Source organism: Streptomyces sp. NPDC002838 (genome assembly GCF_040295365.1).
Lineage (GTDB): Bacteria > Actinomycetota > Actinomycetes > Streptomycetales > Streptomycetaceae > Streptomyces.
In genome coordinates, this window is the sequence record NZ_JBEOVF010000003.1 from 204,277 (window position 1) to 227,931 (window position 23,655).

Genomic DNA, 23,655 nt, shown 5'->3' on the forward strand with positions numbered 1-23,655 from the left:
CGGAGTCGGATGGCGGCGCGCGATGCCGTGCTCGGGGCGGGCAGGGGCGCGCCGCCAGTCGACCTTCCTCACAGCAGCGCGACCGGCGCCACCGGGGTCCCCGTCGCGCCGACGAACGGCTCGGGCATCGCCGACAGCAGGAACGTGTAGCGGCCCTCTTGTCCACAGGCTGTGGACAACTCTTCGAGATTCCAGTTCTGGCCCTGCAGCATCCCCATCTCCACGAGATCGAGCGCGTGCACAGGCAGCCACAGATCCTCTATTTCGGGCGGAAATATCTCAAAAGTGAGCGTGTCGTTCGCGACCGCGGCGACATCGCGCGCGTGGAACCACTCCGGGGTACGGATCGACAGCCCCGGCGACGGATAGCCGTACGCGTGCTTGTCGCCGGCGAGGTACACCTGGATCTGCCCGGTCCGTACGAGCACGATGTCACCGGCGCGCACGCGCGTGCCGGCGAGTTCCTCGGCGGCCTCCAGGTCCTCCGGGGTGACGGCGTGCGAGCCGTCGAGCCGGTCCTTGCCGTGCGCCCGGGCCACGTCGAGCAGCACCCCGCGTGAGACGACGTGCCGCGCCTTGTCGATGCCGCTGAACTCGGCGCCGCCGTGCGGGGTGATGGAGTCGGCCGGGCGGCCGTTGTAGAGCCTGCCCGAGTGGGAGACGTGGGTCAGCGCGTCCCAGTGCGTGGCCGCCTGAAGGCCCATGGTCACGGCGTCGTCGCTGCACGCCACCGTCCCCGGCCCGAAGATCTCCTGGTTGATCTGCACCATGGCGTGCAGGGGGTTCACCCGCCCCGGCATCATCCCGGTCTGCACGCCGTCCTGCCGGAGCGGAAGCGCGAGGGGGACGCGCCGCCCGCTCCGCACGCACGCGGCGGCCTCGCGCACCACCTCGTCGGTGATCAGGTTCAGCGTGCCGATCTCGTCGTCGGCGCCCCAACGGCCCCAGTTGTTCACGCGCTTGGCGATGTCGTGGAACTCGGGATGGAGCGCGGGTGCTGACATCTGTCCTCCCCGGGGCTTGTGTCCGTCCGTCTGACCGGTCATAAAATCTAACGGTCCGTCAGAAACCGCGGGAAGGGGCCGGGCGTGGGGAACTTCTTGGCAGGCAAGGTCGTCGCCGTGACGGGCGCCGGGCGGGGGGTCGGGCGGGCGGTGGCGCTGGCCGCGGCGGCCGACGGGGCGCGGGTCGTCGTCAACGACTACGGCGTGGCGGTGGACGGCGCCTCGCCGACGAGCGAGGTCGCCGAGTCCGTGGTCAAGGAGATCGAGGCGGCGGGGGGCGAGGCGGTCGCCGTGGCCGACGACATCTCGACCATGGCGGGCGGACAGCGGGTCGTGGACGCGGCGGTGACGTCGTACGGCCGTATTGACGGGGTCGTGTGCGTCGCCGGGATCCTGCGGGAGCGGATGCTGTTCAACATGGCCGAGGAGGAGTGGGACCCCGTCGTCGCCACTCACCTCAAGGGGACGTTCACGGTGTTCCGGGCCGCGTCGGCGGTGATGCGGAAGCAGCGGGCGGGGACCTTGATCGGGTTCACCAGCGGCAACCATCAGGGGTCTGTGTCGCAGGCCAACTACAGCGCGGCGAAGGGCGGGATCATCTCGCTGGTGCGGAGCGCTGCGCTGGGCCTGCACAAGTATGGGGTGACCGCGAATGCCGTCGCGCCGGTCGCCCGTACGCGTATGTCGGCGAACGTGCCGATGGAGCTGGCGGAGATCGGCGAGCCGGAGGATGTGGCGGCGCTGGTGGTGTACCTGCTGTCGGACGGGGCGAAAGAGCAGGGGATCACGGGGCAGGTGTACACGATCGCCGGTCCGAAGATCGCGGTGTGGGCCCAGCCGAGAGAACTGCGTGCCGCGTACACCGAGGGCTCTTGGACGCCGGAACGCATCGCGGATTTTCTGCCGGGGACGGTGGGGGTGGATCCGATGCCGATGCTGTCGCGGTTGGCGGGGATGGAGAGGGCTGCGGCGCGGGGGGATCGGCCGAACGCCCAATAGCTCGGGGGACGCGCTGTAGGGCGGCTGCGGGTTCGTTGTGGTTGCTCGCGCAGTTCCCCGCGCCCCTGAGGTCTCTGAACGCGACCGGTGCTGAGAGGAGAACCCGTGGACTTCGGATTCACGGCCGAGGACGAGGCGTTCCGCGTCGAGGCACGGGAATGGCTCGCCGTCCATGCCGACGGCGCCCCGGACCGCCGTACCTGGGAACGCACCCTCGGCAAAGCCGGCTGGATAGGCCTCGGCTGGCCCGAGTCCGGCTACGGCAACCGCACCGCCACCCTCACCCAACAGGTCGCCTGGGCCGAGGAGTACGCCCGCTCGCCCGCACCTCCTCGCTCCGGCCACATCGGCGAGAACCTCCTCGCCCCCACCCTCCTCGCCCACGGCACCGACGACCAGAAGTCCCGCTTCCTCCCCCCGATCGCCGCCGGCGAGGAACTCTGGTGCCAGGGCTACAGCGAACCGGGCGCCGGCTCGGACCTGGCCGGCGTGCGCACCACGGCGGTGCGCGAGCCGCAGGGGGCGTACTACCGCGTCACGGGCCAGAAGATCTGGACCTCGCTCGCCCACGAGGCCGACTGGTGCTTCGTCCTCGCCCGTACGGAACCCGGCTCACGGCGTCATCACGGTCTGAGCTTCCTCCTCGTCCCCATGGACCAGCCGGGGCGTATCGAGGTCCGCCCCATCCGCCAGATGACCGGCACGAGCGACTTCAACGAGGTCTTCTTCGACGGGGCACGCGCGCGCGTGGAAGACGTCGTCGGAGGCGAGGGAAACGGCTGGCGCGTCGCGATGAGCCTCCTCGGCTTCGAACGCGGGGTCTCGACGCTCGCCCAGCAGGTCGGGTTCGCACAGGAATTGGGGCGGGTCGTGCGGACGGCCGTCGAGACGGGTGCGGTGCGCGATCCCGTCGTACGGGACCGGCTCGTCCGTCAGTGGGCCGAGCTGCGGACGATGCGCTGGAACGCCCTGCGCACGCTGGGGAGTTCGGGTGAGCCGGGCGCGCCGAGCGTGGCCAAGCTGCTGTGGAGCGGCTGGCATCAGCGGCTCGGGGAGCTGGCGATGCAGGTGCGGGGCGCCCAGGCGGCCGTAGGGCCGTCGGACTGGTCGCCTTCGACGCCGTACGAACTCGACGCGCTCCAGCACCTGTTTCTCTTCTCCCGGGCCGACACGATCTACGGCGGCTCCGACCAGATCCAGCGCACGATCATCGCCGAGCGCGTGCTCGGCCTGCCGAGAGAGCCGAAGGCCGACAAGGCCGACAAGGCCGACAAGGGCTGACAGGGAGCTGCGTGATGCGAGGCGTCGTGTTCGACGGGAAGCGGATCGAGGTCGTGGACGATCTGGCCGTACGGGATCCGGGGCCGGGTGAGGTGCAAGTGGCCGTCTCGGCGGCGGGGCTGTGTCACAGCGACCTGTCCGTGGTGGACGGGACCATACCTTTCCCCGTTCCTGTGGTGCTGGGCCACGAGGGGGCGGGGGTCGTGGCGGCGGTGGGGGACGGCGTCACCCATGTGAGTCCCGGCGACCATGTGGCCCTGTCCACGCTCGCCAACTGCGGTGCGTGCGCGGAGTGCGACCGGGGGCGGCCGACGATGTGCCGGCAGGCGATCGGGCGGCCGGGGCAGCCGTTCACGAGGGACGGGCGGCCGGTCTACCAGTTCGCGTCCAACTCGGCCTTCGCGGAACGGACCGTGGTGAAGGCGGTGCAGGCGGTCCGTATCCCGCAGGACATTCCGATGCCGTCGGCGGCGCTCATCGGGTGCGGGGTGCTGACCGGGGCGGGCGCCGTGCTCAACCGGGCGAAGGTGGACCGCGGGGACACCGTGGTGGTGATCGGCACGGGCGGGATCGGGCTGAACGTCATACAGGGGGCGCGGATCGCGGGCGCGCTGCGGATCGTGGCGGTGGACTCCAATCCGGCAAAGGAGGCGATGGCCCGGCGGTTCGGCGCGACCGACTTCCTGACCTCGACGGAGGGGGTGCGGGACATCCTGCCGACGGGCGCGGATCACGTCTTCGAATGCGTCGGGCGCGTCGAACTCGTCCGGCAGGCCATCGACCTGCTGGACCGGCACGGCCAGGCGGTCCTCCTCGGCGTCCCGTCGGCCGGCGCCGAGGCGTCCTTCCTCGTGTCGTCGATGTACCTGGACAAGGCGATCCTCGGCTGCCGCTACGGCTCCTCCCGCCCGCAGCGGGACATCCCGCTGTACGCCGAGCTGTACCGGGAAGGGCGGCTGCTGCTCGACGAGCTGGTGACCGAGACCTACCCCGTCGAGGACTTCGAGAAGGCGGCGGCGGACGCGGAGGCGGGGCGGGTGGCGCGCGGGGTGCTGACGTTCTGATCGGGTGCTCACGGCTTTTCCACAGGCGCTGGAAATCCCCTGGGGTGTTGTCAGTGCCGGCCTTTAGCGTCGTCCCATGAGTTACCGCGACGTCGCCTCCAAACAGGTCCTGATCTGGGCCTGCACCACCATCGGCGCCCGCATGCCCGTGGCCATGGCCCCGCTGGCCCTGGTCTTCCTGGTGCGCGAGCGGCCGGGCGGCTACTCCCTGGGCGCGATCCTCGCGGCGGCCTACGTCATCGGCGAGATCGTCGGCGCCCCCTTCCTCGGGATGCGCCTGCGCCCCGACCGCGCCCGCGTTCACCTGGCCGTCGGCCTCGCCGCCGGAGCCGCCGCCTTCGCGGGCCTTGGGGTGTTCCCCGACGCGCACCCGACGGTTCTCGCCGGACTCGCGTTCGTCTCCGGTGCCGCCCCGGCCGCCGCCACCGGTGGCCTGCGCACGCTGCTCACCGTGCTCGTCCCGGAGCGTGCGGCGGCGCAGGCGCTGTCCGTCGAGTCGATACTGACGGCCGGCGTATGGGCCGCTTCCCCGGCAGCGGTCGCCGGACTGGCCCTCGGCGTCGCACCGCCCGTCCCGCTGCTCCTCGCCGCCGCCCTGATGGCGTCGTCGGTCGCGGGCCTGTGGCTTCTTCCGGCCGGCTGGGGCGCGGACGACACGGGCGGGAAGGACCGGACGGGCGGGTCGCTGCTCCGACTGCTGACCGGTGCCTGGCCGGTGTACGTCATGGGTGCGGCGAGTCTGGCCCTGCTCGGTCTGGCCGAACTCGTTCTGCCGGCCCTGCTCGAACAGCGCGGTGTCGGCGTCGGCTGGTCCGGTCCGCTGCTGACCGGGATGGCGGTGGGCGGGGGGCTCGGTGCCTTCGTCCATGGCCTTCGCTCCTGGCCGGGGCGGCTGCGCACCCGCAGCGTGGTGCTGATGTGCGGGACGTCGGTCTGCGTGACCCTCGCCGCGCTGATACCGGACACGGCCGGGATCGCCGTCGCGCTGGTCTTGGGGGGCACGCTCCAGTCGTGTGCGATGCTCACCCGCAATCTGTCCCTGCGCGAGGCACTTCCGCCGGGCGCTCTGGCCGCGGGCTACTCGGTGATGTACGCGGCGGCGGGTGCGGGTTACGCGGCGACGGGGTCGCTCGCCGGTGTCCTCCTCAAGGTGGTGGCACCGTCCACGGCCATCCTGGCGGGGGTGGGCCTGACCCTGGTGCTGACGGGGGTCGGCTGGTGGGGCGAGGTGCGCCGGGCCGGCCGTTCAGCGCCGTGTGCCGACACCGCCGTAACTCTCGGCTCCGTCGCTGCCCGTCCCGCCGCTTCCGATCCCGTCGCCCCCGGCCCGGAAGGTCCGGCGATAGGCGGTCGGAGTGACGCCGAGCGCCTGCTGTAGGTGCTGCCGCATCGACTGGGCCGTGCCGAAGCCCGCCTCCCGGGCCACCTGGTCGACGGACAGGTCGGTGGACTCCAGCAGGTGCCGGGCGCGTTCCACCCGCTGCTGGGTGAGCCACTGCCCCGGGCTGACGCCGACCTCCTCGCGGAAGCGGCGCGTGAAGGTCCGTACGGACATGGCTTCCTGCTCGGCCATGTCGCGCAGCTGGATCGGCTCGTGCAGACGGCCCAGCGCCCAGGCGCGGGCGGTGGTCGTGGACGCCAGCTGCGGGTCGGGCACGGGACGGTGGATGTACTGCGCCTGCCCGCCGTCGCGGTGCGGCGGTACGACCGTGCGGCGGGCCACCTCGTTGGCGACCGCCGTGCCGTGGTCGCGTCGCACCATGTGCAGGCACAGGTCGATCCCGGCCGCGACGCCGGCGGAGGTGAGCACGTCGCCGTCGTCGATGAACAGGACGTCCGCGTCGACCGCGATCCGCGGGAAGAGCCGCTGGAGGCGGTCGGCGTCCGACCAGTGCGTGGTGGCCGGGCGGCCGTCGAGGTGGCCGGCGGCGGCGAGGACGTAGACGCCGGTGCAGATGGAGGCGAGGCGGGTGCCGGGCCGGATGCGGGCGAGGGCGGCGGCCAGCTCGTCGGTCAGCACGCCCTGCTCGTAGACCGGGCCGAGCTCGTACGACGCCGGGACGATGACCGTGTCGGCGGTGGCCAGGGCCTCGGGGCCGTTGCCGACGTGGATGGCGAAGTCGGCGTCGGTCTCGACCGGGCCCGGCGGCCGGATGGAGCAGGTGACGACCTCGTACAGATGCCGTCTCTCGGCGTCCCTGGGGCGCCCGAAGATCCGGTGCGGGATGCCCAGTTCGAAGGGGAGCAGACCGTCGAGGGCGAGGACGACGACGCGGTGGGGACGGAAGCCGGTGGAGGAGGTGATGGAGGAGGAGGTGGTGGAGCCTGCGGGGCCCTTGGCCGTATCCATGGCCCGATCCTAGCGAATGCTGTCCTTCGGGCCAGTGGATCGGAGCGCCGGCCGGAACGGAAGCTCTATGTCGTGACTCAGACGACCGAAGCCGCCACTGCCGTAGAGGAAACCAAGTCCCCAACGAAGCGGCGCATCCACCGTGCCTGGTTCGTCGCTGCCGTCACTTTCGTGACGATCATCGGCGCCGCCGCCTTCCGTTCCCTGCCGGGGCTGCTCATCGACCCGCTGAACGAGGACTTCGGCTGGTCGCGCGGCACGATCGGCGCCGCGGTCTCCATCAACCTCGCGCTCTACGGGCTGACCGCGCCCTTCGCGGCGGCCCTGATGGACCGGTTCGGCATCCGGCGGGTGGTCGCGGTCGCGCTGACCGTGATCGCGATCGGCTCCGGCCTGACGGTGTGGATGACGGCCGCGTGGCAACTGCTGCTGGGCTGGGGGCTGTTGGTCGGCCTGGGCAGCGGTTCGATGGCGCTGGCCTTCGCCGCGACGGTCACCAACCGCTGGTTCACCGAGCGGCGCGGCCTGGTCACCGGCATCCTCACCGCCGCCTCGGCCTCCGGCCAGCTGATCTTCCTGCCCATGCTGGCCTGGATCGTCGAGAACCACAGCTGGCGCCCGGCCGCCGTCACGGTGGCCCTCGCCGCCCTCGCGGTCGTCCCCTTCGTCTGGCTGCTGCTGCGCGACCACCCGGCCGACGTGGGCCTGAAGCCGTACGGCGCGAAGGAGTTCGTACCGAAGCCGCCGCCCGCGCGCGGGGCCGCCCGCCGGGCGATCACGGTCCTGTTCTCGGCGGCCCGCACCGGCCCCTTCTGGCTGCTCGCCGGCACCTTCGCGATCTGCGGCGCCTCCACCAACGGCCTGATCCAGACCCACTTCGTGCCCGCCGCCCACGACGACCACATGCCCGTCACGACGGCGGCCTCGCTGCTCGCGGTCATCGGCGTGTTCGACGTGGTCGGCACGATCGCCTCCGGCTGGTTCACCGACCGCTACGAACCGCGCCGGCTGCTGGCGGTGTACTACGCGCTCCGTGGGATCTCCCTGCTGTTCCTGCCGATCCTGCTGGCGCCCAGCGTCCACCCGCCGATGCTGTTCTTCATCGTCTTCTACGGCCTCGACTGGGTCGCCACCGTCCCGCCCACCGTGGCGCTGTGCCGGGAGCAGTACGGCGAGGACAGCGCGATCGTCTTCGGCTGGGTGCTCGCCTCCCACCAGGTCGGCGCCGCGCTCGTGGCTTTCCTCGGGGGCGTCGCCCGGGACGTCTTCGGCTCGTACGACATGGTCTGGTACACGTCCGGCGCGCTGTGCGCGGTGGCGGCGCTGATGGCGTTGGTGATCCGGCGGCGGCCTGCGGGTTCCGTGGTGGTGGCGGCCTGAGAGCCCTGCCCCAGCCGGCGCGGTCGAGGGGTGAAGGCGACGGCAGCCGCATGCCCGGGGCGACGGCGAGTGCACTTCGGTCAGTGCCGCTGCCGTGCCGGGCGGTCAGACAGCAGCCGCTCTCCGAGCAGTACCGCGCAGGCACCGACCGTCAGCAGCCCGCCCATGAGGAAGGTGCCCCGCACGCCGGCGAGCGGTAGGACCAGTCCCCCGAGCGCGGCGCCCGCCGCGATACCGGCGTCGCGAAGATCCGGCGCCAGCGCCTGGACCACGCGCACAAGACCGCCCTCACCCTCGTGCGCGACCACGACGCGATCGCGCACGAGCGGTTGAACACCGCGGGCATGACCAGAGCGCCCGCACCCAAACCCGACCCCGAACAGCCCGGCGTGTTCCTTGCGAACCAGCGGGCGGCAAAGGCCGGACTGAACCGGTCGATCCTCGACGCGGGTTGGGGGGTGTTCCTCGCGATCCTCGCCAACAAGGCTGAAAGCGCCGGTCGGACCGTCGTCGCGGTGAACCCCCGCAACACCTCCCTGACCTGCCCGTCCTGCGGGCACGTCGCGAGGGAGAACCGCGTCAGCCAAGCGAAGTTCCAGTGCACGACGTGCGGCTTCACCACCAACGCGGACCACGTCGGCGCGACCGGGGGGTGTGGTGCGTGCTCCCGCCGCTCGCGGTGCACTCCTGGGCGCACGGCCTCATCGGCGGTACGTACAGGTCATGGCCGAACGCCGGGCGTACTGGCCGACGATCCCCGGTTGGCGAAACCGGGGATCACGCACACCATGGACAGTCCACCTCCTCTCCGACCGCGCGCCGGAAGCCGTACCGGTCCTGGATGACGGCTTTCACGGGGGACTTCCCTGTCACTGGCGGTCGGCGGCGAGCGCGGGTTCGGGCGGGGGTGGGACGTCGGCGCCCTCCGTGCCGATACGGGGCAGTCGCCGGTCGAGGGGACGGGGCAGCCACCAGGTCGCGCGGCCCATCAGCGCCATGGCCGCCGGCACGAGCACCATGCGGACGATCGTCGCGTCGAGCACGATCGCGGTCGCCAGGCCCAGGCCCATCATCTTGACGAGTGGTGAGGGGTTGACGACAAAGCTGAGGAAGACCACTGTCATGATCAGTGCGGCGGAGGTGATGACGCGGCCCGTGGCCGCCATGCCGCGAGCCACGGACTCGGTGGTGTCGCCCGTGGCGTCGTACTCCTCGCGGACGCGCGAGAGCAGGAACACCTCGTAGTCCATGGACAGGCCGAAGAGAACCGCGAAGAAGATCGTCGGCAGGGGCGAGGCGATCGGCAGGGTCTCGTCGAGGTTGAACAGCCGCCCCAGCCAGCCCCATTGGAAGACGGCCACCACGACGCCGTACGCGCCGCCGATGGACAGCAGGTTCACCACGGCGGCCTTCAGCGGTACCGCGATGGAACGGAACACCAGCATCAGCAGCAGGAACGACACCACGATGATCGCGGCGATGAAGACCGGGAGTGTGTCGGCGAGTTGCCGGGTGAGGTCGTCGGTCATCGCGGTCAGTCCCGACACGGCGACGTTGTCGGGGACGACGTCGCGGATGCGTTCGAGGGTGTGGGAGGTCGCGGCGTCCGCGGGGGCGGTGGTGGGGAGCGTGGGCAGTACGACGGTGTCCCCCGCCGCGGAGATCCGGGCCTCGCCGACCGACGCGATGCCGGGGTCGTCGGCGAGGCGGCGGGACAGTTCGGGGATGCCCTCAGCGTCCACGCCGGGGCTGCGCAGGTCGGCGACGATCAGCAACGGGGCGTTGAAGCCGGGGCCGAAGCCCTCTGCCAGCAGGTCGTAGGCACGGCGGTGTGTGGTGCTGGTCGCGTCGTTGCCCGCGTCGGGAAAGCCTGTCTCCATGCGCAGCGCCGGGAGCGCCAGCACCAGCAGCGCCGCGGACGCGGCGAGCAGGTACGGCCACGGCCGGCCGGAGACGCGGTGGGCGAACCGCCACCATGCCGTGTTCTCGGGGTCCTCGGGGTTCTCGGGGCTCTCGGGCTTCTTCACCCGGCGCGTACGGGAGCCCCGGCGCCGACCCTTGTGGATGCGGTCGCCCAGCAGGGACAGCAGTGCGGGCAGCAGCGTCAGGGCGGTCGCCACGGCGAGCAGCACGACCAGCGAGGTGCTCAGACCGATCGAGGTCAGAAAGCCCAGGCCGGTCAGTGCGAGCGCGGTCATCGCCACCACGACAGTGCCCCCGGCGAACAGGACGGCCGCGCCCGACGATCCCATGGCGTTCGACAGCGCGGTGGAGTTGTCCTGGCCGGCGGCGCGGTTCTCGCGGTAGCGGGCCACGATGAACAGGGCGTAGTCGATGCCGACGCCCAGGCCGATCATCGCGCCGATCGTGGGAGCGGCGGTGGAGACGTCCATCGCATGGGCCAGCAGCGTGATGCCTCCCAGTCCGGCGGTGACGGCGACGAGAGCGAGCGCGATCGGGACCAGCGCGGCCACGATCGTGCCGAATGCGACCACCAGGATGACCAGGGCGGCCAGCAGGCCCGCCGCCTCCGCGCCCGATGTCGGCGTCTCGGCATTGATGAAGACGGTGTCGCCGCCGAGTTCGGCGACAACACCGTCGCCGCGTACGGGTTCGATCGCGCCGCTCAGGGCATCGATCTGCTCAGGCTTCACGTCCATCGTCGGTACGTCGAAGGCGACTTGGGCGAAGCCGATCCGTCCGTCGGGCGAGACCGTGCCGGCGGTGAAGGGATCGGTGACCGTGGCGACGTGCTCCACCTCGGCGATCCGGGCGACAGCCGCCTCGATGGCAGGCCGGTGGCGATCGATACGGTCCCCTTCCGGCGCGGCGAACACCGCCATGGCGTTGCCGCCGGATGCTTCGGGGAAGCGCTCCTCGAGCAGTTCCATCGCCGCCTCGCTCTGGCTGCCGGGAGCGACGAGGTCGTCGACGAACGAGCCGCCGGCCAGGCCGGCCAGAGGCAGCACGAGGGCCAGGGCGGCCAGCCAGGAGGCGATGGTCACCCACGGTCGGCGGGCGCTCGCGTCGCCGATACGACGCGTGACTCGTTTCATGGTGGTGGGCTCCTGTGGACGGGTGCCGCCTGACGGCACGTGTCGGCTGGGCTCCTGTGGTCGGCTGCCGACCGGCCACACCTGATCGACGTCCGGCGGCAGTTGGAGTGAGCAGTCCCATCGTGGGAGACGGCACCGGTGCCGTCTCCCGCCGCGCGGCGGGTTCGGCTCTCCCGCGCGCGACGGGGAGAACAGGGCGGCGCCTCCTGCCGGCGGCGGAGGACCGGATCCGTCCACAGGCGGGTGACGGTGCCTCCGAGCCGGAATTACGATGACGTGCCCGGTGCGTCCCGAGACCTGCACCAGGGCACCGGACGCCTCTTGATGGAGCGACGATGGACCGCAGGGCGCCGCATGCCAAGACGCCGGGCCGCAGCGTGCCAGGCAGGTTCCGCGGCCCGTTCACGCGCTGGCCACGGGGCGCGGACGCCGTCCTGGCGACGGCGATGTTCCTGTTGGCGGTGCTCCTGGAAGACGCTCCGGGAGACGCGATGGCCGTCCGCCCGGTCACTGGCATCTTCCAGCCCGTCCTCCTGCTCTTCGCGGTGGCCGGCGTGGCGCTCTACCGGCGTCGGCGCAGGCCGGTTGCGGTCCTGTGCGTGGCGCTCGTCGCGTGGGCCCCGACGCTGGGAAGCAGCTACTCCACGATGGGTGGGATCGTGATCGTCGCGCTGTACAGCGTCGGGCGGCACGCCGACGGCAACCGTTGGGGCCCTCTCGGCGTCGGCGCCGCCATCGCCGCGGTCACGATCGACGGCCTCCTCCACTCCTTCCCCTGGGGCGACATCGGCTTCGGTGCCCTCGTCATGTCCGGGGCCTGGTACCTCGGCCGGCGTCTACGGCTTCGGGCTGAGCGTGCCGCCCGGTTCCTGAAGGAGCAGGCCGCCGAGGCACGGCGGATCGTGACCGAGGAGCGCACCCACATCGCCCGTGAACTGCACGACGTGGTCGCCCACCGGGTGAGCATGATGACGGTGCAGGCCGGCGCGGCTCGGATGGTGGCCGCCGAGGACCCGCACGGCGCCCTGGAGGCGATGGCGGCGGTGGAGGAGGCGGGACGCCAGGCACTGGACGAACTACGGCACCTGCTGGGAGTGTTGCGGCCGGACTCCGAGCGCGACGGTCTGGGGCCCCAGCCGGGTCTGGCCGATCTGCCCCGGCTCGTGGCCGAGGTCCGAGAGGCGGGCCTTGACGTCTCGGTCACCAACGGCATCCGGGATCCCCTCCCGGCCCGCGTCGATCTCTCGGCGTACCGCATCGTCCAGGAGGCCTTGACCAACGTGCTCAAACACAGCGGGCCGCGTACGCACACCCACGTGCAGCTTCGCGACGAAAGCGACGGCCTCACCATCGAGGTGCTCGATGACGGCCACGGCGCCACCGTCCAGGGAGTGCCGGCCGCACACAAGGGCCCGCCCGGCCACGGCATCGTCGGCATGCGGGAAAGAGCCCACCTGCTCGGCGGAAGCCTCGACGCCCAGCCGCGTCCCGGCGGCGGATTCCGCCTCACCGCCCGTCTGCCCGTCAAGGGGGAGCCCACGTGAGCATCCGCGTCGTCGTGGCCGACGACCAGGCACTGGTACGGCGAGGCTTCACCATGATTCTCCGGGTCCACCACGACATCGAGGTCGTGGCCGAGGCGGGCACCGGCCTGCAGGCGATCGAGGCGGCACGCCGCCACCGCCCGGACGTGATCCTCATGGACATCCGCATGCCCGAGATGGACGGCCTCGAAGCGACCTCCCGGATACTGGAGGAGGCCGACTGGGGGCCCCGGGTACTGATCCTGACCACGTTCGACCCGGACGAGTACGTCTACAAGGCGCTGCGCTCCGGCGCCAGTGCCTTCGTGCTGAAGGACATTCCCCCCGAACAACTGGCCACCGCCGTACGCACCGTGGCCGAAGGCGGGACGCTGCTGGCCCCCTCGATCACCCGGCGCTTCATCGACCGGTTCACGCAGCGCCGCGTCGTCAACACCGCCGCCGCGGCCCGCCTGGAACGGCTCACCGGCCGCGAACGCGAGATCATGACCGCCGTCGCCCGCGGCGCGAGCAACGCGGAAATCGCCGAGCAACTCGTCATCGGTGCCGCCACCGTCAAATCGCATGTGTCGAGCATCCTCACCAAACTCGGGTTGCGCGACCGCATCCAGATCGTGATCTGCGCATACGAAAGCGGCCTTGTCGAAGCGGGCGACCACGACGTCGGCCACTGAGCTACGGCCCTGTTCCGGTGGCTGGTCGTAGGCGCTCAGCAGGTGCCCGATGCCGCCCTGGCTGTCAAAGAAACCGCCCCTTGTGGAACAGCAGTGGCGGCTCGTCCGTGTCGGACGCTCCCAGCGTGTTCACCCGGCCTACGACGATGAGGTGGTCGCCGCCCGTGTGCACCGCGTGGATGGTGCAGTCGATCCATGCGAGCGTGCCCGTCAGGCGCGGGGCGCCGGACGCGGGGGCGGGGTCGTAGTGCACGCCTGCGAACTTGTCAGCGCCGCTTACCGCGAAGGCGCGGCACAGTGCCCCCTGGCTCGCGCTGAGGACGTTGACGCAGAAGACGCCGGCGCGGGCGATGTGCGGCCACGTCGCTGACGTACGGCCCACCATGAAGGCGACCAGGGGTGGGTCGAGGGAGAGGGAGGTGAAGGACTGGCAGGCGAAGCCGGCGGGTGAGGTCTCGCCCTCGGCGGGCGGTGCCGTGACAACGGTGACGCCGGTCGCGAAGTTCCCCAGTACACGCCGGAAGTCGCCCGGGTCCACCGGCGCTCGCTCGTCCTCGCGGACGCATCGCAGCTCCGGGCGCGGCAACGCCTCGACAGGTCGTGCCTGGAGGTAACGGACGGCGGCTGCCGCCATCCCTGCTTGTCCCATCACGTCCACCATTGAATCTGACGAACTGTCAGATTGGAAGGGGTGCGGGACCAGTCATCGGCAGGTCACCGTCCCCTGAACTCGGCCCCCCTCCGCTCCACGAAACTCGCCACCCCCTCCCGCGCGTCGGCCGTCGTCATGTTGATCTCCTGCGCGGCGGCCTCGGCGGCGAAGGCGGCGGCGCGGTCGGTGTCGAGAGAGGCGTTGACCAGCTGCTTGGTGAGGGCGAGGGTGCGGGTGGGGCCGGCGGCGAGGCGTTCCGCCCACGCGCGCGCCGTCTTGTCCAGCTCCTCGTCCGGGACGACACGGTTGACCAGGCCCAAGCGCTCGGCATCCGTCGCGCCGAGCGCCTCGCCGAAGAACATCAGCTCCTTCGCCCGCTGCGGGCCGATCAGACGGGGCAGCAGGTACGCGCCGCCGCCGTCCGGGACGAGACCGCGTCGTACGAACACTTCGATGAACCGGGCGGATTGCGCGGCGAGGACGAGGTCGCAGGCGAACGCGAGATGGGCGCCGATGCCCGCCGCCGTCCCGTTCACGGCGGCGAGCACCGGCTTCTCGCAGTCGAGGACGGCGGCGATCAGCCGCTGGGCGCCGGAGCGGATCGTACGGGCGACGTCGCCGGCGATCCGCTCCCCGGCCGTGGTCGCGCCGCGGAGGTCCGCGCCGGCGCAGAACCCACGGCCCGTGCCGGTGATCACGACCGCCCGTACGTCCGGGTCGGCGGAGGCCTCCGACAACAGCCGGATGATGCGTTCCCGCTGGTCAGGGGTGATGGCGTTGAGGGTCTCGGGCCGGTTGAGAGTGATGTGCGAGACGTGATTGTCAGTGGCGTGCTGTACCAATGAATCAACGGAATTTTCCGCTGTGCCGGGACTTTCCGTCTCTGTTTGGTTTGCGTGAGTACGGGGGGAATCAGGCATGTTCATCTCAGCGGCACACCGCCAGCGCGTCCAGCGCCACCGCTCCCTGCCCCCTGGGCAGCACCATCAGCGGATTGATGTCGAGCTCCGCGAGGTCGTCCCCGAGCTCCAGCGCCATGCGCTGCACCCGCAGCACGACCTCGACGAGCGCGTCCACATCCGCCGGGGGGCGCCCTCTGACCCCCTCCAGCAGGGCCCGCCCACGCAGTTCGGCGCACATGCCCCGCGCCTGCTCCTCACCGAAGGGCGGCACGCGTACGGCCACGTCCCGCAGCACCTCGACGAGGACACCGCCGAGCCCGACCGTCACCGTCGGCCCGAACAACTCGTCGTGGGCGATGCCGACGACCATCTCCACGCCCCGCTCGACCATCTGGCACACCAGTACGCCGTCCAGCGAGACGCCCTCGTAGCGGGCGATGTCGGTCAACTCCCGGTAGGCGTCCCGGACCTGGCTGGCCGAGGTCAGTCCGATCTTCACCAGGCCGAGCTCGGTCTTGTGGGCGATCTGCGCGCCGGACGCCTTCATCACCACCGGGTAGCCCACCAGCCCCGCCGCCCGCACGGCCGCCGCCGCACTGGTCACCAACTGCTCGCGCGGTACGCGAATGCCGTACGCCCGCAGCAGCTGCTTCGCCGCGTGCTCGCTCAGCTGTTGTCCTGGCCGCATCAGCTCCTGCGCCTTGCGGAAGGACGGCGAGGGAGTGCGGGGTGCCGAGTCGAAGGGGGAGCGGTAGCCGGTCACGAACCGGTGGTGGTCGAGGTGGGCGCGGACGGCGGTGAGGCAGTTCGTGACCGTGCGGAAGGTGGCCACCCGCGAGGAGCCCAGCAGCACCTCGCGGTACGCCGGCTCGGTGCCGACCGGCGACCCCCACACCACGCACACCAGCTTGTCCGTCCGCTCGGCCGCGTCCACCAGGTCCTGGACGAGCCGGTCACTGAGCGGCGGGAAGGGACCGGTGACGGGACAGACCAGCACCCCGACCTCAGGGTCGTCGAGGATCGCGTCGATGATCTTCCGCCCGCGCCAGTCGCCGACCGGGTGCCCACCGTTGTCGACCGGGTTGGCCACGCCGAGGTACTCGGGTATCCACTGGTGCAGTTCGGCCTGCTTGGCGTCCGACAGGACGGGCAGCCGCAGCCCCGCCTCGGTGGCCAGGTCGGCGACGTGCGCGCCCGTGCCGCCCGAGATCGAATAGACGACGACCCCGTCGGCGCGGGGCGGCCGGGCTCGGGCCAGCAGGGCGGCGGTGTCCTGGAGTTCGTCGAGACCGTCGACGCGGATCACCCCGTACTGCCGCATCGCCGCGTCCGCCACCGTGTCCGCGCCGGTCAGCTTGCCGGTGTGTGAGGCGGCCGTGCGAGCGCCGGTCTCGGTGCGGCCCACCTTGACCGCGACGACCGGCACCCCGCGCCGGGCGGCCCGGTCTGCGGCGAGCAGAAAGGAGCGGCCGTCCTTCAACCCCTCGACGTAGCAGGCGATGACGCCGACCTCGGGCTGCTCGGCGAAGTAGGAGAGGAAGTCGGCGGTCTCCAGGTCGGCCTCGTTGCCCGTGGGCGCCCAGTGGGAGAGACGGATGCCGAGTTCCTGGAGGGCGAAGACGGGACGACCCTGGTGGCCGGACTGGGTGATGAGGGCGATCGCCGGCCCGTCCAGGTCCTCCCGGAACCGTTCGAAGGCGTTGAGGTTGGTGTTCGGGCCCAGCATCCGCATCCCGGACCGCGCGACGGCGGCGGCGAGCCGGTCCTGGGCGGCCGCGCCCTCCTCGCCGGTCTCGGCGAACCCGGAGGCGAAGACGACCGCGAACTTCACCTTGGCCTCGGCCAGTTCCTCGATCACGGGAAGGGGGTCGGCGACCAGCAGTACGGCGAGATCGACCTGCTCGGGCAGGTGGGCGACGGAAGGGGAGCAGGGGATGCCGAAGACGGACGGGCGGCTCGGGTGCACCGGGTGCAGCCGCGCCCCGACGCGCTCGGCCCAGGTGATCAGCTGCCGGGTGACACCGGTGTTCGGCCGCCCCTCGGCGTCCGAGGCGCCGATGACGGCGACGGACTCGGGCCGGAAGAGGCGGTCCAGATCGGGGACGTCCGTATACAACGGTCGGCCGCTGACATCGAGATCGTCGACCTCGGCCGGGCGGCCGTGGACGGCGGGCCCGGGCTGCTCGCCGCAGGCGATGACCCGGGCCCGGCGGGAGTCGGTGGTGAGGGTGCCGTGGGTTGATCCAAGCATCGGTCCGCCCGCTCCTGTGTGACAGCGATTAACTGACGCACTGTCAGATTACTGGAATTGACGCATCGTCAGGAATGGCTGTGCGCAAGTCAAAGTTGGGCGGTGCGGTGGCGGGTCCGGCCAGTGCGCGGCGGTGCGATCAGCTCGGGAGGCGTGACACCTTCCGCGCCCCGTCCCCGGCGATCACCTTCGCGATCTTCATCGCGTCGATCGCCAGCTCGCGGAACATGCCGCTGATGGGGTTGGTGAAGCCGGTGAAGTACAGGCCGGGGGCGTTGCCCGGGGTCCGGGCGCCGTGCACGACCGGCTTCCCGCGGGGGTCGAGCACGTCGAGGTGGCCGACGAGGTCCTCCAGGGCGCGCTGGTAGCCGGTGGCCGCGATCACGGCGTCCGGCTCGACGCGGGTGCCGTCGGTGAGGACGACCTTGCCGTCCTCGAAGCCCTCGACGGCGGCGACGACCTCCACGCTGCCCTTGCGGACGGCGTCGATCAGACCGACGTCCTGCACCGGGATGGAGCCCTCGGTCACCCGGCTGTAGAGGCCGGTGTCGGGGCGGGGCAGGCCGTGGGCCGACAGGTCGGGCACGCTCAGCTTGGCCACGGGTCTGGCGAGCCGGTCGACGAGGCCGACCGGCAGCCGTCGTACGAGCACGGCCGTGTACTGGGCGGCCCAGCCCGCCGTCGTGCGGCGCACGATGTGCGGGGCGGTGCGGACGGACAGCCGTACCCGCGAGGCGCCGCCCTCCGCCAGGTCGACGGCGATCTCGGCGCCGGTGTTGCCGATGCCGACGACGAGGACGTCACGGTCGGCGAAGGGCTTCGCGTTGCGGTAGTCGGCGGCGTGCAGGAGCTCGCCGGTGTAGGTGTCGCGGCCGGGCCAGTCCGGGATGCGCGGGGTGTGGTTGTAGCCGGTGGCGACGACCACCGCGGCGCCGGTCAGCTCGCGGCCGCCGGTGGCGTGCAGCAGCCAGCCGGTGCCGTCGGGGGAGCGGTCGACGCGGGAGACCTCGACGCCGGTGACGATCTCCAGCTCGTGGTGCTCGGCGTACTTCTCCAGGTAGCGCACCACGTTGTCGCGGGAGACCCAGCGCCCGAACCGGCGGGGCATCGGCAGCCCGGGCAGGCCCGACAGGCGGCGGGTGGTGTGCAGGTGGAGCCGGTCGTAGTGGCGCCGCCAGGACGCACCGACGCGGTCGGACTTCTCCAGGACGACGGCGCGGAGGCCCCGGGCGCGCAGCGCGTACGCGGCGGCGAGACCGCCCGGTCCGCCGCCGATGACGTACACGGGAAGGTCTGTGTGATGCGTCGGCTCCGCGGGGCTCGCGGACGCTGTGGAGTCGGCCATGTGCGCGAGCGTAGTGACGACCGGGTTTGATGGGTCTCGGTCAAGACCGGAATTGATTGCGGATTGATCACGGCTGTAGGAGGAGTGGGTGGGGCTCGTGGCGTAGGGAGCCTGGTTGTGGTGGCGGCGTGGGTACGGGGGCAGGCCGCGGCGCCGGGACCGACTCGTGCGGAGGGGCCCGCGCCGTGGGGCGGTGACCGGGATATTGGGGCGGTGACCGGGATATGACGGGAAACCGGCACCGCGTTCTGGGGGGAAGTGGCCTATGAGCACTACTGGGGGCTGCGGGGGCTGCTTCTCCTTGTGGCCCGACACCTTGGCGACCCATCTCATGAGCGGCGCCATGAGTGACGCGGGCTTCCCGAAGCCCGAGATCTGACGTACCGTCAGATCCATGGACACGATCTGGCTCACCGGTGCGCAGTGGCTGGCGGTCCTGCGCATAGGACTCGGGCTGTGGTGGCTGGAGAGCTGGCGGCACAAGGACAAGAAGAGCTGGTTCGAGGGCGGCGGGATCACCTGGGCGGCGGACGTGGCGGCCAAACACCGCTGGAACGCGGTGCGCAGCGGCTTCGAGGTGGTCGTCGCGCCGCGCCCGAGGACCATGGCGTACGTCGTCGCCTACGCCGAACTGGCCCTGGGACTCGGGCTGATCCTCGGCTTCCTGACCCCGCTCGCGCTCGTCGGCGGCCTGCTGCTCAACGTCCTCTACTTCACCCTCATGATCCACGACTGGGCCGAGCAGGGGCAGAACTCGATGATGGCCCTCATCTCCCTGGTGGCCCTGTTCGGGATGTCGTGGCAGTCCTGGTCGATCGACAACGCGCTGGGGCTCTTCCAGTGAGCGCGCGCAGCCCGCGGAGCGCGCGTTACGACCTCCCCGAGGCGGACGCCTTCACCCGGACCTACTGGGACGAGGCGGAGCGGGGGCGGCTGCTGCTGCGCCGCTGCGGGGCGTGCGGGCGGGCCCATCACTACCCACGCGAGTTCTGCCCGCACTGCTGGAGCGAGGACGTGGCCTGGGAGCCGGCGAGCGGCCGGGCCACGCTCTACACCTGGTCGGTCGTCCACCGAAACGACCTGCCGCCCTTCACCGGGCGCACACCGTACGTCGCCGCGGTCGTCGATCTCGCCGAGGGCCCGCGGATGATGACGGAGATCGTGGAGTGCGCCCACGACGAGCTGCGGGCGGGGATGGAACTGGAGGTCGCCTTCCGGGACGGGATGCCGGTGTTCCGGCCGTGCCGGTGAGGCGGACGGGCGGCGGTTGAGGGCGGGCGGCAGCTGAGGGTGGGCGGCGGTGGCGGAGGCCGAGCGGCTTCAATGGCCTGATGGCCCACGTCGACGAGCAGTACGCCGCCCAGCCCTTCCCCGACCTGCACGGGCCCGGCATACGCCTGCGCCCCTGGGACCCCGAATCCGACGCCGACGTCGCGACCTGGCTGCGCGGAACGACGGACCCGGAGTTCCGGCGCTGGAACACGCCGCTCAAGCCGGTCACCGACGCCGACGGTGCACGTGAGTCGCTGCGCTTCAGGGCGATGCAGGCGGCGGAAGGGGGGACGGCGTCGTACTGCGTGACGGACACCGACACCGGTACGCCCCTCGGTCACATCGGCGTCAACGGGATCAGCCCCGACATGCGCTGCGCCCGCGTCGGCTACTGGGTCCTCCCCGAGGCCCGAGGCCGCCGCGTCGCCACCCGCGCCCTGGCCCTCACCGCCCACTGGGCCCTCACCGACCTCGGCCTTCACCGCCTCGAACTGGACCACGCCGTCGGCCACGAGGCCTCCTGCCGTATCGCCGAGCGGTGTGGGCTCCGGTACGAGGGGACGCTGCGGGGCGCGATGTTCGAGGCGGGCCGGCACGACGCCTTCCGGGACATGCACCTGCACGCGCGGCTGGCGACGGATCCGGAGCCGACGGTGGGACAAAGAGTCACGGCCACAGCAACTCCTTGGCCCAACCTCCCTCCTCCCGGCGGTAGTTGAGCCGCACATGCCGCCGCCGCTCATCACCCTGGAAGAACTCCACCTCCTCCGGCCTAAGGAGGTAGAGCGTCCAGGACGGCACCGGGGCGTCCGGTTCCCGCTGTGCGTGCTCCCAGGCCGCCTCCGAGGCTCGGGCCAACTCGTCGAGGGAGTCGAGGACTTCGCTCTGGCGGCCGGTCAGCGCGGCCGCCAGCGCACCCGTCGACCGGGCGTGCAGATCCGCCTGGCCCGCCTCCACCGGAGCGGCGGTGACCGGGCCCCGGACCCGCACCTGGCGGCCCAGGACCGGCCAGTAGAAGCCGAGGGCGGCGTACGGGCGGGCGGCGAGGTGGCGGCCCTTGCGGCTGGTCGCATGGGTCGCGAAGGACCAGCCGTCCGTGTCGGCGCCGTGCAGCATCACGGTCCGTACGTCCGGCAGGCCCTCCTCGTCCGCCGTGGCGAGGGACATGGTGTGCGGCTCGGTCTGTCCGGCCGCCACGGCCTCCGCGAACCACGTGGCGAAGAGGGGCAGTGGGGCGGCGGGGGCGGTGGCCGGGTCGAAGGGTGGGAGCTCGGTGACGTCCGGGGCCCACACCCGTAGTGACCTCAGCAGCTCGTCAAGATCCGTTGTCATCCCACGATTGTCACGCGGGCCCGGCGTCCTTCGGCGCGTAGTCGTCCGCGTTACCGAGGTCGGACGACACCCAGCGTTCGGGCCGCATGTGGATGACGACCTGCTCGCCGTGGTTCTTCCAGGAGAAGTCGACATAGGCGTCGACCTGCTCGGCCGGGAGGTAGCGGGCCGAGATCTCCCGGAGCTGTTCGAGGGTGGCGGGCCTCGTGTCGACGACCGGCCCCTCGACCGACACGTACCGGATGGTGGGTTCGAGCCGGTCGACCATGAGCGAGAACCGGCCCGCCGCGCTGATCAGTTGGTTCTTGCGAGAGTCGAGCTCGGTGATGATCCAGATGTCGCCGCCGGGCTCGTACTGGTACCAGATCGGCACGGCGAGCGGGGCGCGTCCCGCTCCCGCGTCGACCGCCAGCGCGGCGACGTGGGGCTCGGCCAGGAACTGTTCACGCTGTTCGCGGGTCAGGGCCATTCCGGTCTCCTTCAGCGGCATGGGGCGTATACGGCGAGGGGAACTCGCCGACCTCTGGTAACCACAACGCCGGCTGAGCGGGTACGTGTTCCACTCCGGCGCCGGTACGCCGAAGCACTCGTCCCACGACCAAGCCGACGGGTTCGCGGATTCCTGGAGGAGAAATCCAGGGAACCGGAGGGAGGTTCCTCCTCTTGAGGCAGAGTAGCCCGTGGGTTTGGCTTCGTTCACTTCAACCGAAAGTGCGGCAGCAGTTCTGCGCTGCCCATCCCACTCGTCGGCCTGCTTCGCAGATCGGCGCGATCGTTCCGCGGAAAAGTAGCCGCGCTGTCTGCCGCAGAGCCGACACCATCCGGTGTCATGGCAGATGACAGCACTAATGAGTTTCAGACGGGCCAGACCGCACTCATCGTCCGGATTCCGGAGGCGGAACCATCCGTCCGAAGATGGCGTGAACGGTTCGACCCTTCAGCCCCGGCCGGGGTTCCGGCGCACATCACCGTGCTCTTCCCGTACCTCGACGAGAGCCGAATAGATGCGTCCGTCCACTCCGCACTCACGGACGTGCTGGGCAGTCACCCGGCCTTTGACCTGCGATTCGAGACATGCGGACGACTCCCGGAAGTTCTCTATCTCGTCCCCGAGCCTGACACGCAGTTGCGACAGCTCACGGAGGCGATCGCTGATTGTTGGCCTGAGGCTCCGCCGTATGGCGGCCGATTCGCCGAGATCGTGCCGCACCTGACCATCGCGCAAGGCCAGGAAGACGCCGTCCTGGAGGAGATCGAGACCGACCTAACTGGCAGGCCACCGTTCAACTCCCACGTCTCATCGGTTGAACTCATGGTTCACGACGGTACGAAGTGGCAGGAACGGGCGTCGTTCGCGCTCGGAGGAGGAAGCCAGCCCAAGCGGGCCGGGCCGGGCCGCTGAGCGTTGGGCAGTGCCCCAGCCGAGGGCTCCGCTCAGCTGGCTTCAACATGCTTGACGCACGCTCGGGCGCTTTGCACTGCAACCGCATGTGGGGGTTGTGGCCTTGGCGTTGGTAGTGGCAGCGGCGGGCTCGGGCTTGGCTGCGGCGTCGGAAGTGTGACCAGTGCAGACGGTGCTCGTTGCAGTGGCAGCGGGGTGTGAGGACGAGGTGCCCGATCATCCGGCGGATCTCCGGGACGGTGAGGGGTATGAGGTCTCGCTCGTCGTCTCCGGTGCCCCTTTTGCGGCTTCTGTGGCGCGAACAGCGGTCAGGTAGGCGAGGACTGCCATGGCCGGGGTGATGTGCCGGTACCAGGCCCGGTAGAGCCGTACCTGGTAGTGGTCGAGCCCGCACTCGCCTTTCGCGGTCTGGAAGCATTCCTCCACCTGCCAGCGGGCGCCGGCCGTCTTGACCAGGTCTTTGAGTCGGGAAGCCGCAGGTCCGTAGCAGATGTAGTAGGCGATCTCGGTCGGGTCCGAGAGGCTGCGGCGGGCGAGTACCCAGTGTCCGTACCCGCCTTCCCAGACCGGCCGAATGGCGACGCGGGCCCAGTGGTAGATCCGTTGGCCGTGGGCCGGCTCCGGCGGAGATCCGCAGGGCTACGGGAGAGTCGGCGACCGACGACAACGCAGGAGACGGAGTCGCAGGGGCGTCGCGAGCCCAGCAAGACCCCTACTGCCCGGCATCCAGTGGCGAGTGGGTCATTTCACCGCCGCGATCCGCTCGCTGCCGCGCCTCGGCTCCCCGGCTCGTGAGGGGCGACTCGATGATGCGCCCGTCCCGGGTGGCCGTCTGATCGGTGGAGGCGCCGTCACGAGCAGTGATGCCGGATCGGTCGATGCGTCCGCCGCGGTCGGCCCGCTGGCGCACGCGGGTGCGGTTGCCCGTACCCATGGTGCTGCCTTGGACAGCGATGACGACAGCGGCGACGACCAGGACGGCCAGGGATGCGGCCAGGGACCAGCTCCACCTGCTTGTGATCAGGTTGGTGACGATGCCGGTGGCGACTCCTACAACCACCCCGGCGGCTGCGACGGCTTTGGGGCCCATCGGCGACTCCTTGCATCCAGTGGGATGGTCCAGCCCTGCCCCATCCGGTCATCACGG

At 71.1% G+C, this 23,655-nt stretch carries 21 protein-coding genes and 3 pseudogenes; 12 read left to right on the forward strand and 12 right to left on the reverse strand.

Annotation, left to right across the window (positions count from 1 at the left end; all coding sequences use genetic code 11):
* Positions 1 to 68 precede the first annotated feature (68 nt).
* A complete protein-coding gene (locus ABT063_RS05900) occupies positions 69 to 1,004 on the reverse strand; it encodes a cyclase family protein (protein ID WP_351055934.1) in 936 nt (311 codons plus the stop codon).
* A gap of 84 nt (positions 1,005 to 1,088) precedes the next feature.
* Here ABT063_RS05900 and ABT063_RS05905 point away from each other — a divergent pair, with 84 nt between their 5' ends.
* The 4 genes and pseudogenes from ABT063_RS05905 to ABT063_RS05920 form a co-directional block, all read left to right on the forward strand.
* Positions 1,089 to 2,003 carry an SDR family NAD(P)-dependent oxidoreductase gene (locus tag ABT063_RS05905; RefSeq protein ID WP_351055935.1) on the forward strand — a complete coding sequence of 305 codons (915 nt, stop codon included), beginning with the start codon at positions 1,089 to 1,091 and terminating at the stop codon, positions 2,001 to 2,003.
* A 105-nt stretch (positions 2,004 to 2,108) separates the two neighbouring features.
* A complete protein-coding gene (locus ABT063_RS05910) occupies positions 2,109 to 3,284 on the forward strand; it encodes an acyl-CoA dehydrogenase family protein (RefSeq protein ID WP_351055936.1) in 1,176 nt (391 codons plus the stop codon).
* Positions 3,285 to 3,298: 14 nt separating this feature from the next.
* Positions 3,299 to 4,348: a Zn-dependent alcohol dehydrogenase gene (locus ABT063_RS05915; protein ID WP_351055937.1), complete on the forward strand. Its 1,050-nt coding sequence runs from the start codon at positions 3,299 to 3,301 to the stop codon at positions 4,346 to 4,348.
* A gap of 76 nt (positions 4,349 to 4,424) precedes the next feature.
* Positions 4,425 to 5,714 (forward strand): annotated as a pseudogene (locus ABT063_RS05920) (MFS transporter); the annotation flags it as partial.
* Here the strand turns inward: ABT063_RS05920 and ABT063_RS05925 are convergent.
* Positions 5,595 to 6,698: a GlxA family transcriptional regulator gene (locus ABT063_RS05925; protein ID WP_351055938.1), complete on the reverse strand. Its 1,104-nt coding sequence runs from the start codon at positions 6,696 to 6,698 to the stop codon at positions 5,595 to 5,597. The pseudogene ABT063_RS05920 and the gene ABT063_RS05925 sit on opposite strands and share 120 nt — an antisense overlap.
* 72 nt (positions 6,699 to 6,770) lie before the next feature.
* On the opposite strand from ABT063_RS05925, the gene ABT063_RS05930 reads away from it, so the two are divergent.
* Positions 6,771 to 8,078 carry an MFS transporter gene (locus ABT063_RS05930; protein ID WP_351055940.1) on the forward strand — a complete coding sequence of 436 codons (1,308 nt, stop codon included), beginning with the start codon at positions 6,771 to 6,773 and terminating at the stop codon, positions 8,076 to 8,078.
* An 80-nt stretch (positions 8,079 to 8,158) separates the two neighbouring features.
* Here ABT063_RS05930 and ABT063_RS05935 read toward each other — a convergent pair whose 3' ends face one another.
* Positions 8,159 to 8,401, reverse strand: coding sequence for a hypothetical protein (locus ABT063_RS05935; RefSeq protein WP_351055941.1), 243 nt, complete (start codon positions 8,399 to 8,401; stop codon positions 8,159 to 8,161).
* On the opposite strand from ABT063_RS05935, the pseudogene ABT063_RS05940 reads away from it, so the two are divergent.
* A pseudogene (locus tag ABT063_RS05940) lies at positions 8,321 to 8,725 on the forward strand (RNA-guided endonuclease InsQ/TnpB family protein); the annotation flags it as partial. The gene ABT063_RS05935 and the pseudogene ABT063_RS05940 sit on opposite strands and share 81 nt — an antisense overlap.
* Before the next feature lie 222 nt (positions 8,726 to 8,947).
* On the opposite strand, the gene ABT063_RS05945 reads toward ABT063_RS05940, so the two are convergent.
* Complete coding sequence (locus ABT063_RS05945) at positions 8,948 to 11,134, reverse strand: MMPL family transporter (protein ID WP_351055942.1); 2,187 nt, start codon at positions 11,132 to 11,134, stop codon at positions 8,948 to 8,950.
* Between the two features lie 335 nt (positions 11,135 to 11,469).
* On the opposite strand from ABT063_RS05945, the gene ABT063_RS05950 reads away from it, so the two are divergent.
* Both ABT063_RS05950 and ABT063_RS05955 read left to right on the forward strand, forming a co-directional pair.
* The gene (locus ABT063_RS05950; protein WP_351055943.1) at positions 11,470 to 12,678 is read left to right on the forward strand and encodes a sensor histidine kinase; all 1,209 of its coding nucleotides are present in this window, start codon (positions 11,470 to 11,472) and stop codon (positions 12,676 to 12,678) included.
* Positions 12,675 to 13,352, forward strand: coding sequence for a response regulator transcription factor (locus ABT063_RS05955; RefSeq protein ID WP_351055945.1), 678 nt, complete (start codon positions 12,675 to 12,677; stop codon positions 13,350 to 13,352). The genes ABT063_RS05950 and ABT063_RS05955 overlap by 4 nt, the downstream gene beginning before the upstream one ends.
* Before the next feature lie 64 nt (positions 13,353 to 13,416).
* Here ABT063_RS05955 and ABT063_RS05960 read toward each other — a convergent pair whose 3' ends face one another.
* The 4 genes from ABT063_RS05960 to ABT063_RS05975 form a co-directional block, all read right to left on the reverse strand.
* A complete protein-coding gene (locus ABT063_RS05960; protein ID WP_351055946.1) occupies positions 13,417 to 14,001 on the reverse strand; it encodes a flavin reductase family protein in 585 nt (194 codons plus the stop codon).
* A 65-nt stretch (positions 14,002 to 14,066) separates the two neighbouring features.
* On the reverse strand, positions 14,067 to 14,924 hold the full coding sequence (locus ABT063_RS05965; protein WP_351055948.1) for an enoyl-CoA hydratase/isomerase family protein: 858 nt from the start codon (positions 14,922 to 14,924) through the stop codon (positions 14,067 to 14,069).
* A gap of 7 nt (positions 14,925 to 14,931) precedes the next feature.
* Entirely contained in the window at positions 14,932 to 17,157 is a 2,226-nt protein-coding gene (locus tag ABT063_RS05970; protein WP_351055950.1) for an acetate--CoA ligase family protein, read from the reverse strand.
* Between the two features lie 139 nt (positions 17,158 to 17,296).
* Positions 17,297 to 18,502: a flavin-containing monooxygenase gene (locus tag ABT063_RS05975; protein WP_351055952.1), complete on the reverse strand. Its 1,206-nt coding sequence runs from the start codon at positions 18,500 to 18,502 to the stop codon at positions 17,297 to 17,299.
* 394 nt (positions 18,503 to 18,896) lie between these two features.
* Between ABT063_RS05975 and ABT063_RS05980 the strand changes: the two genes are divergently transcribed.
* The 3 genes from ABT063_RS05980 (at position 18,897) to ABT063_RS05990 (ending at position 20,493) form a co-directional block, all read left to right on the forward strand.
* Complete coding sequence (locus tag ABT063_RS05980) at positions 18,897 to 19,346, forward strand: DoxX family membrane protein (RefSeq protein ID WP_351055954.1); 450 nt, start codon at positions 18,897 to 18,899, stop codon at positions 19,344 to 19,346.
* Positions 19,343 to 19,753 carry a Zn-ribbon domain-containing OB-fold protein gene (locus ABT063_RS05985; RefSeq protein WP_351055956.1) on the forward strand — a complete coding sequence of 137 codons (411 nt, stop codon included), beginning with the start codon at positions 19,343 to 19,345 and terminating at the stop codon, positions 19,751 to 19,753. Before ABT063_RS05980 ends, ABT063_RS05985 begins: the two co-directional genes overlap by 4 nt.
* 80 nt (positions 19,754 to 19,833) lie before the next feature.
* Positions 19,834 to 20,493: a GNAT family N-acetyltransferase gene (locus ABT063_RS05990; RefSeq protein WP_351055957.1), complete on the forward strand. Its 660-nt coding sequence runs from the start codon at positions 19,834 to 19,836 to the stop codon at positions 20,491 to 20,493.
* Here ABT063_RS05990 and ABT063_RS05995 read toward each other — a convergent pair.
* Both ABT063_RS05995 and ABT063_RS06000 read right to left on the reverse strand, forming a co-directional pair.
* Entirely contained in the window at positions 20,441 to 21,106 is a 666-nt protein-coding gene (locus ABT063_RS05995; RefSeq protein WP_351055958.1) for a pyridoxine/pyridoxamine 5'-phosphate oxidase, read from the reverse strand. The genes ABT063_RS05990 and ABT063_RS05995 overlap by 53 nt on opposite strands.
* A gap of 10 nt (positions 21,107 to 21,116) precedes the next feature.
* A complete protein-coding gene (locus ABT063_RS06000; RefSeq protein WP_351055959.1) occupies positions 21,117 to 21,575 on the reverse strand; it encodes a pyridoxamine 5'-phosphate oxidase family protein in 459 nt (152 codons plus the stop codon).
* 360 nt (positions 21,576 to 21,935) lie between these two features.
* Here ABT063_RS06000 and ABT063_RS06005 point away from each other — a divergent pair, with 360 nt between their 5' ends.
* Positions 21,936 to 22,508 carry a 2'-5' RNA ligase family protein gene (locus ABT063_RS06005; RefSeq protein WP_351055960.1) on the forward strand — a complete coding sequence of 191 codons (573 nt, stop codon included), beginning with the start codon at positions 21,936 to 21,938 and terminating at the stop codon, positions 22,506 to 22,508.
* A 216-nt stretch (positions 22,509 to 22,724) separates the two neighbouring features.
* Here the strand turns inward: ABT063_RS06005 and ABT063_RS06010 are convergent.
* Positions 22,725 to 23,126: pseudogene (locus ABT063_RS06010) on the reverse strand (IS701 family transposase); the annotation flags it as partial.
* Between the two features lie 94 nt (positions 23,127 to 23,220).
* On the reverse strand, positions 23,221 to 23,598 hold the full coding sequence (locus tag ABT063_RS06015) for a hypothetical protein (protein ID WP_351055961.1): 378 nt from the start codon (positions 23,596 to 23,598) through the stop codon (positions 23,221 to 23,223).
* Positions 23,599 to 23,655: the final 57 nt, after the last annotated feature.

Coding starts and splice junctions, on each gene's coding strand:
- ABT063_RS05950 (WP_351055943.1), top strand. CDS start 11,470: ATGGACCGCAGGGCGCCGCATGCCAAGACGCCGGGCCGCAGCGTGCCA.
- ABT063_RS05965 (WP_351055948.1), bottom strand. CDS start 14,924: ATGCCTGATTCCCCCCGTACTCACGCAAACCAAACAGAGACGGAAAGT.
- ABT063_RS05990 (WP_351055957.1), top strand. CDS start 19,834: ATGGCCCACGTCGACGAGCAGTACGCCGCCCAGCCCTTCCCCGACCTG.
- ABT063_RS05975 (WP_351055952.1), bottom strand. CDS start 18,502: ATGGCCGACTCCACAGCGTCCGCGAGCCCCGCGGAGCCGACGCATCAC.
- ABT063_RS05915 (WP_351055937.1), top strand. CDS start 3,299: ATGCGAGGCGTCGTGTTCGACGGGAAGCGGATCGAGGTCGTGGACGAT.
- ABT063_RS05925 (WP_351055938.1), bottom strand. CDS start 6,698: ATGGATACGGCCAAGGGCCCCGCAGGCTCCACCACCTCCTCCTCCATC.
- ABT063_RS05945 (WP_351055942.1), bottom strand. CDS start 11,134: ATGAAACGAGTCACGCGTCGTATCGGCGACGCGAGCGCCCGCCGACCG.
- ABT063_RS05900 (WP_351055934.1), bottom strand. CDS start 1,004: ATGTCAGCACCCGCGCTCCATCCCGAGTTCCACGACATCGCCAAGCGC.
- ABT063_RS06015 (WP_351055961.1), bottom strand. CDS start 23,598: ATGGGCCCCAAAGCCGTCGCAGCCGCCGGGGTGGTTGTAGGAGTCGCC.
- ABT063_RS05960 (WP_351055946.1), bottom strand. CDS start 14,001: ATGGGACAAGCAGGGATGGCGGCAGCCGCCGTCCGTTACCTCCAGGCA.
- ABT063_RS06000 (WP_351055959.1), bottom strand. CDS start 21,575: ATGGCCCTGACCCGCGAACAGCGTGAACAGTTCCTGGCCGAGCCCCAC.
- ABT063_RS06005 (WP_351055960.1), top strand. CDS start 21,936: ATGGCAGATGACAGCACTAATGAGTTTCAGACGGGCCAGACCGCACTC.
- ABT063_RS05970 (WP_351055950.1), bottom strand. CDS start 17,157: ATGCTTGGATCAACCCACGGCACCCTCACCACCGACTCCCGCCGGGCC.
- ABT063_RS05995 (WP_351055958.1), bottom strand. CDS start 21,106: ATGACAACGGATCTTGACGAGCTGCTGAGGTCACTACGGGTGTGGGCC.
- ABT063_RS05980 (WP_351055954.1), top strand. CDS start 18,897: ATGGACACGATCTGGCTCACCGGTGCGCAGTGGCTGGCGGTCCTGCGC.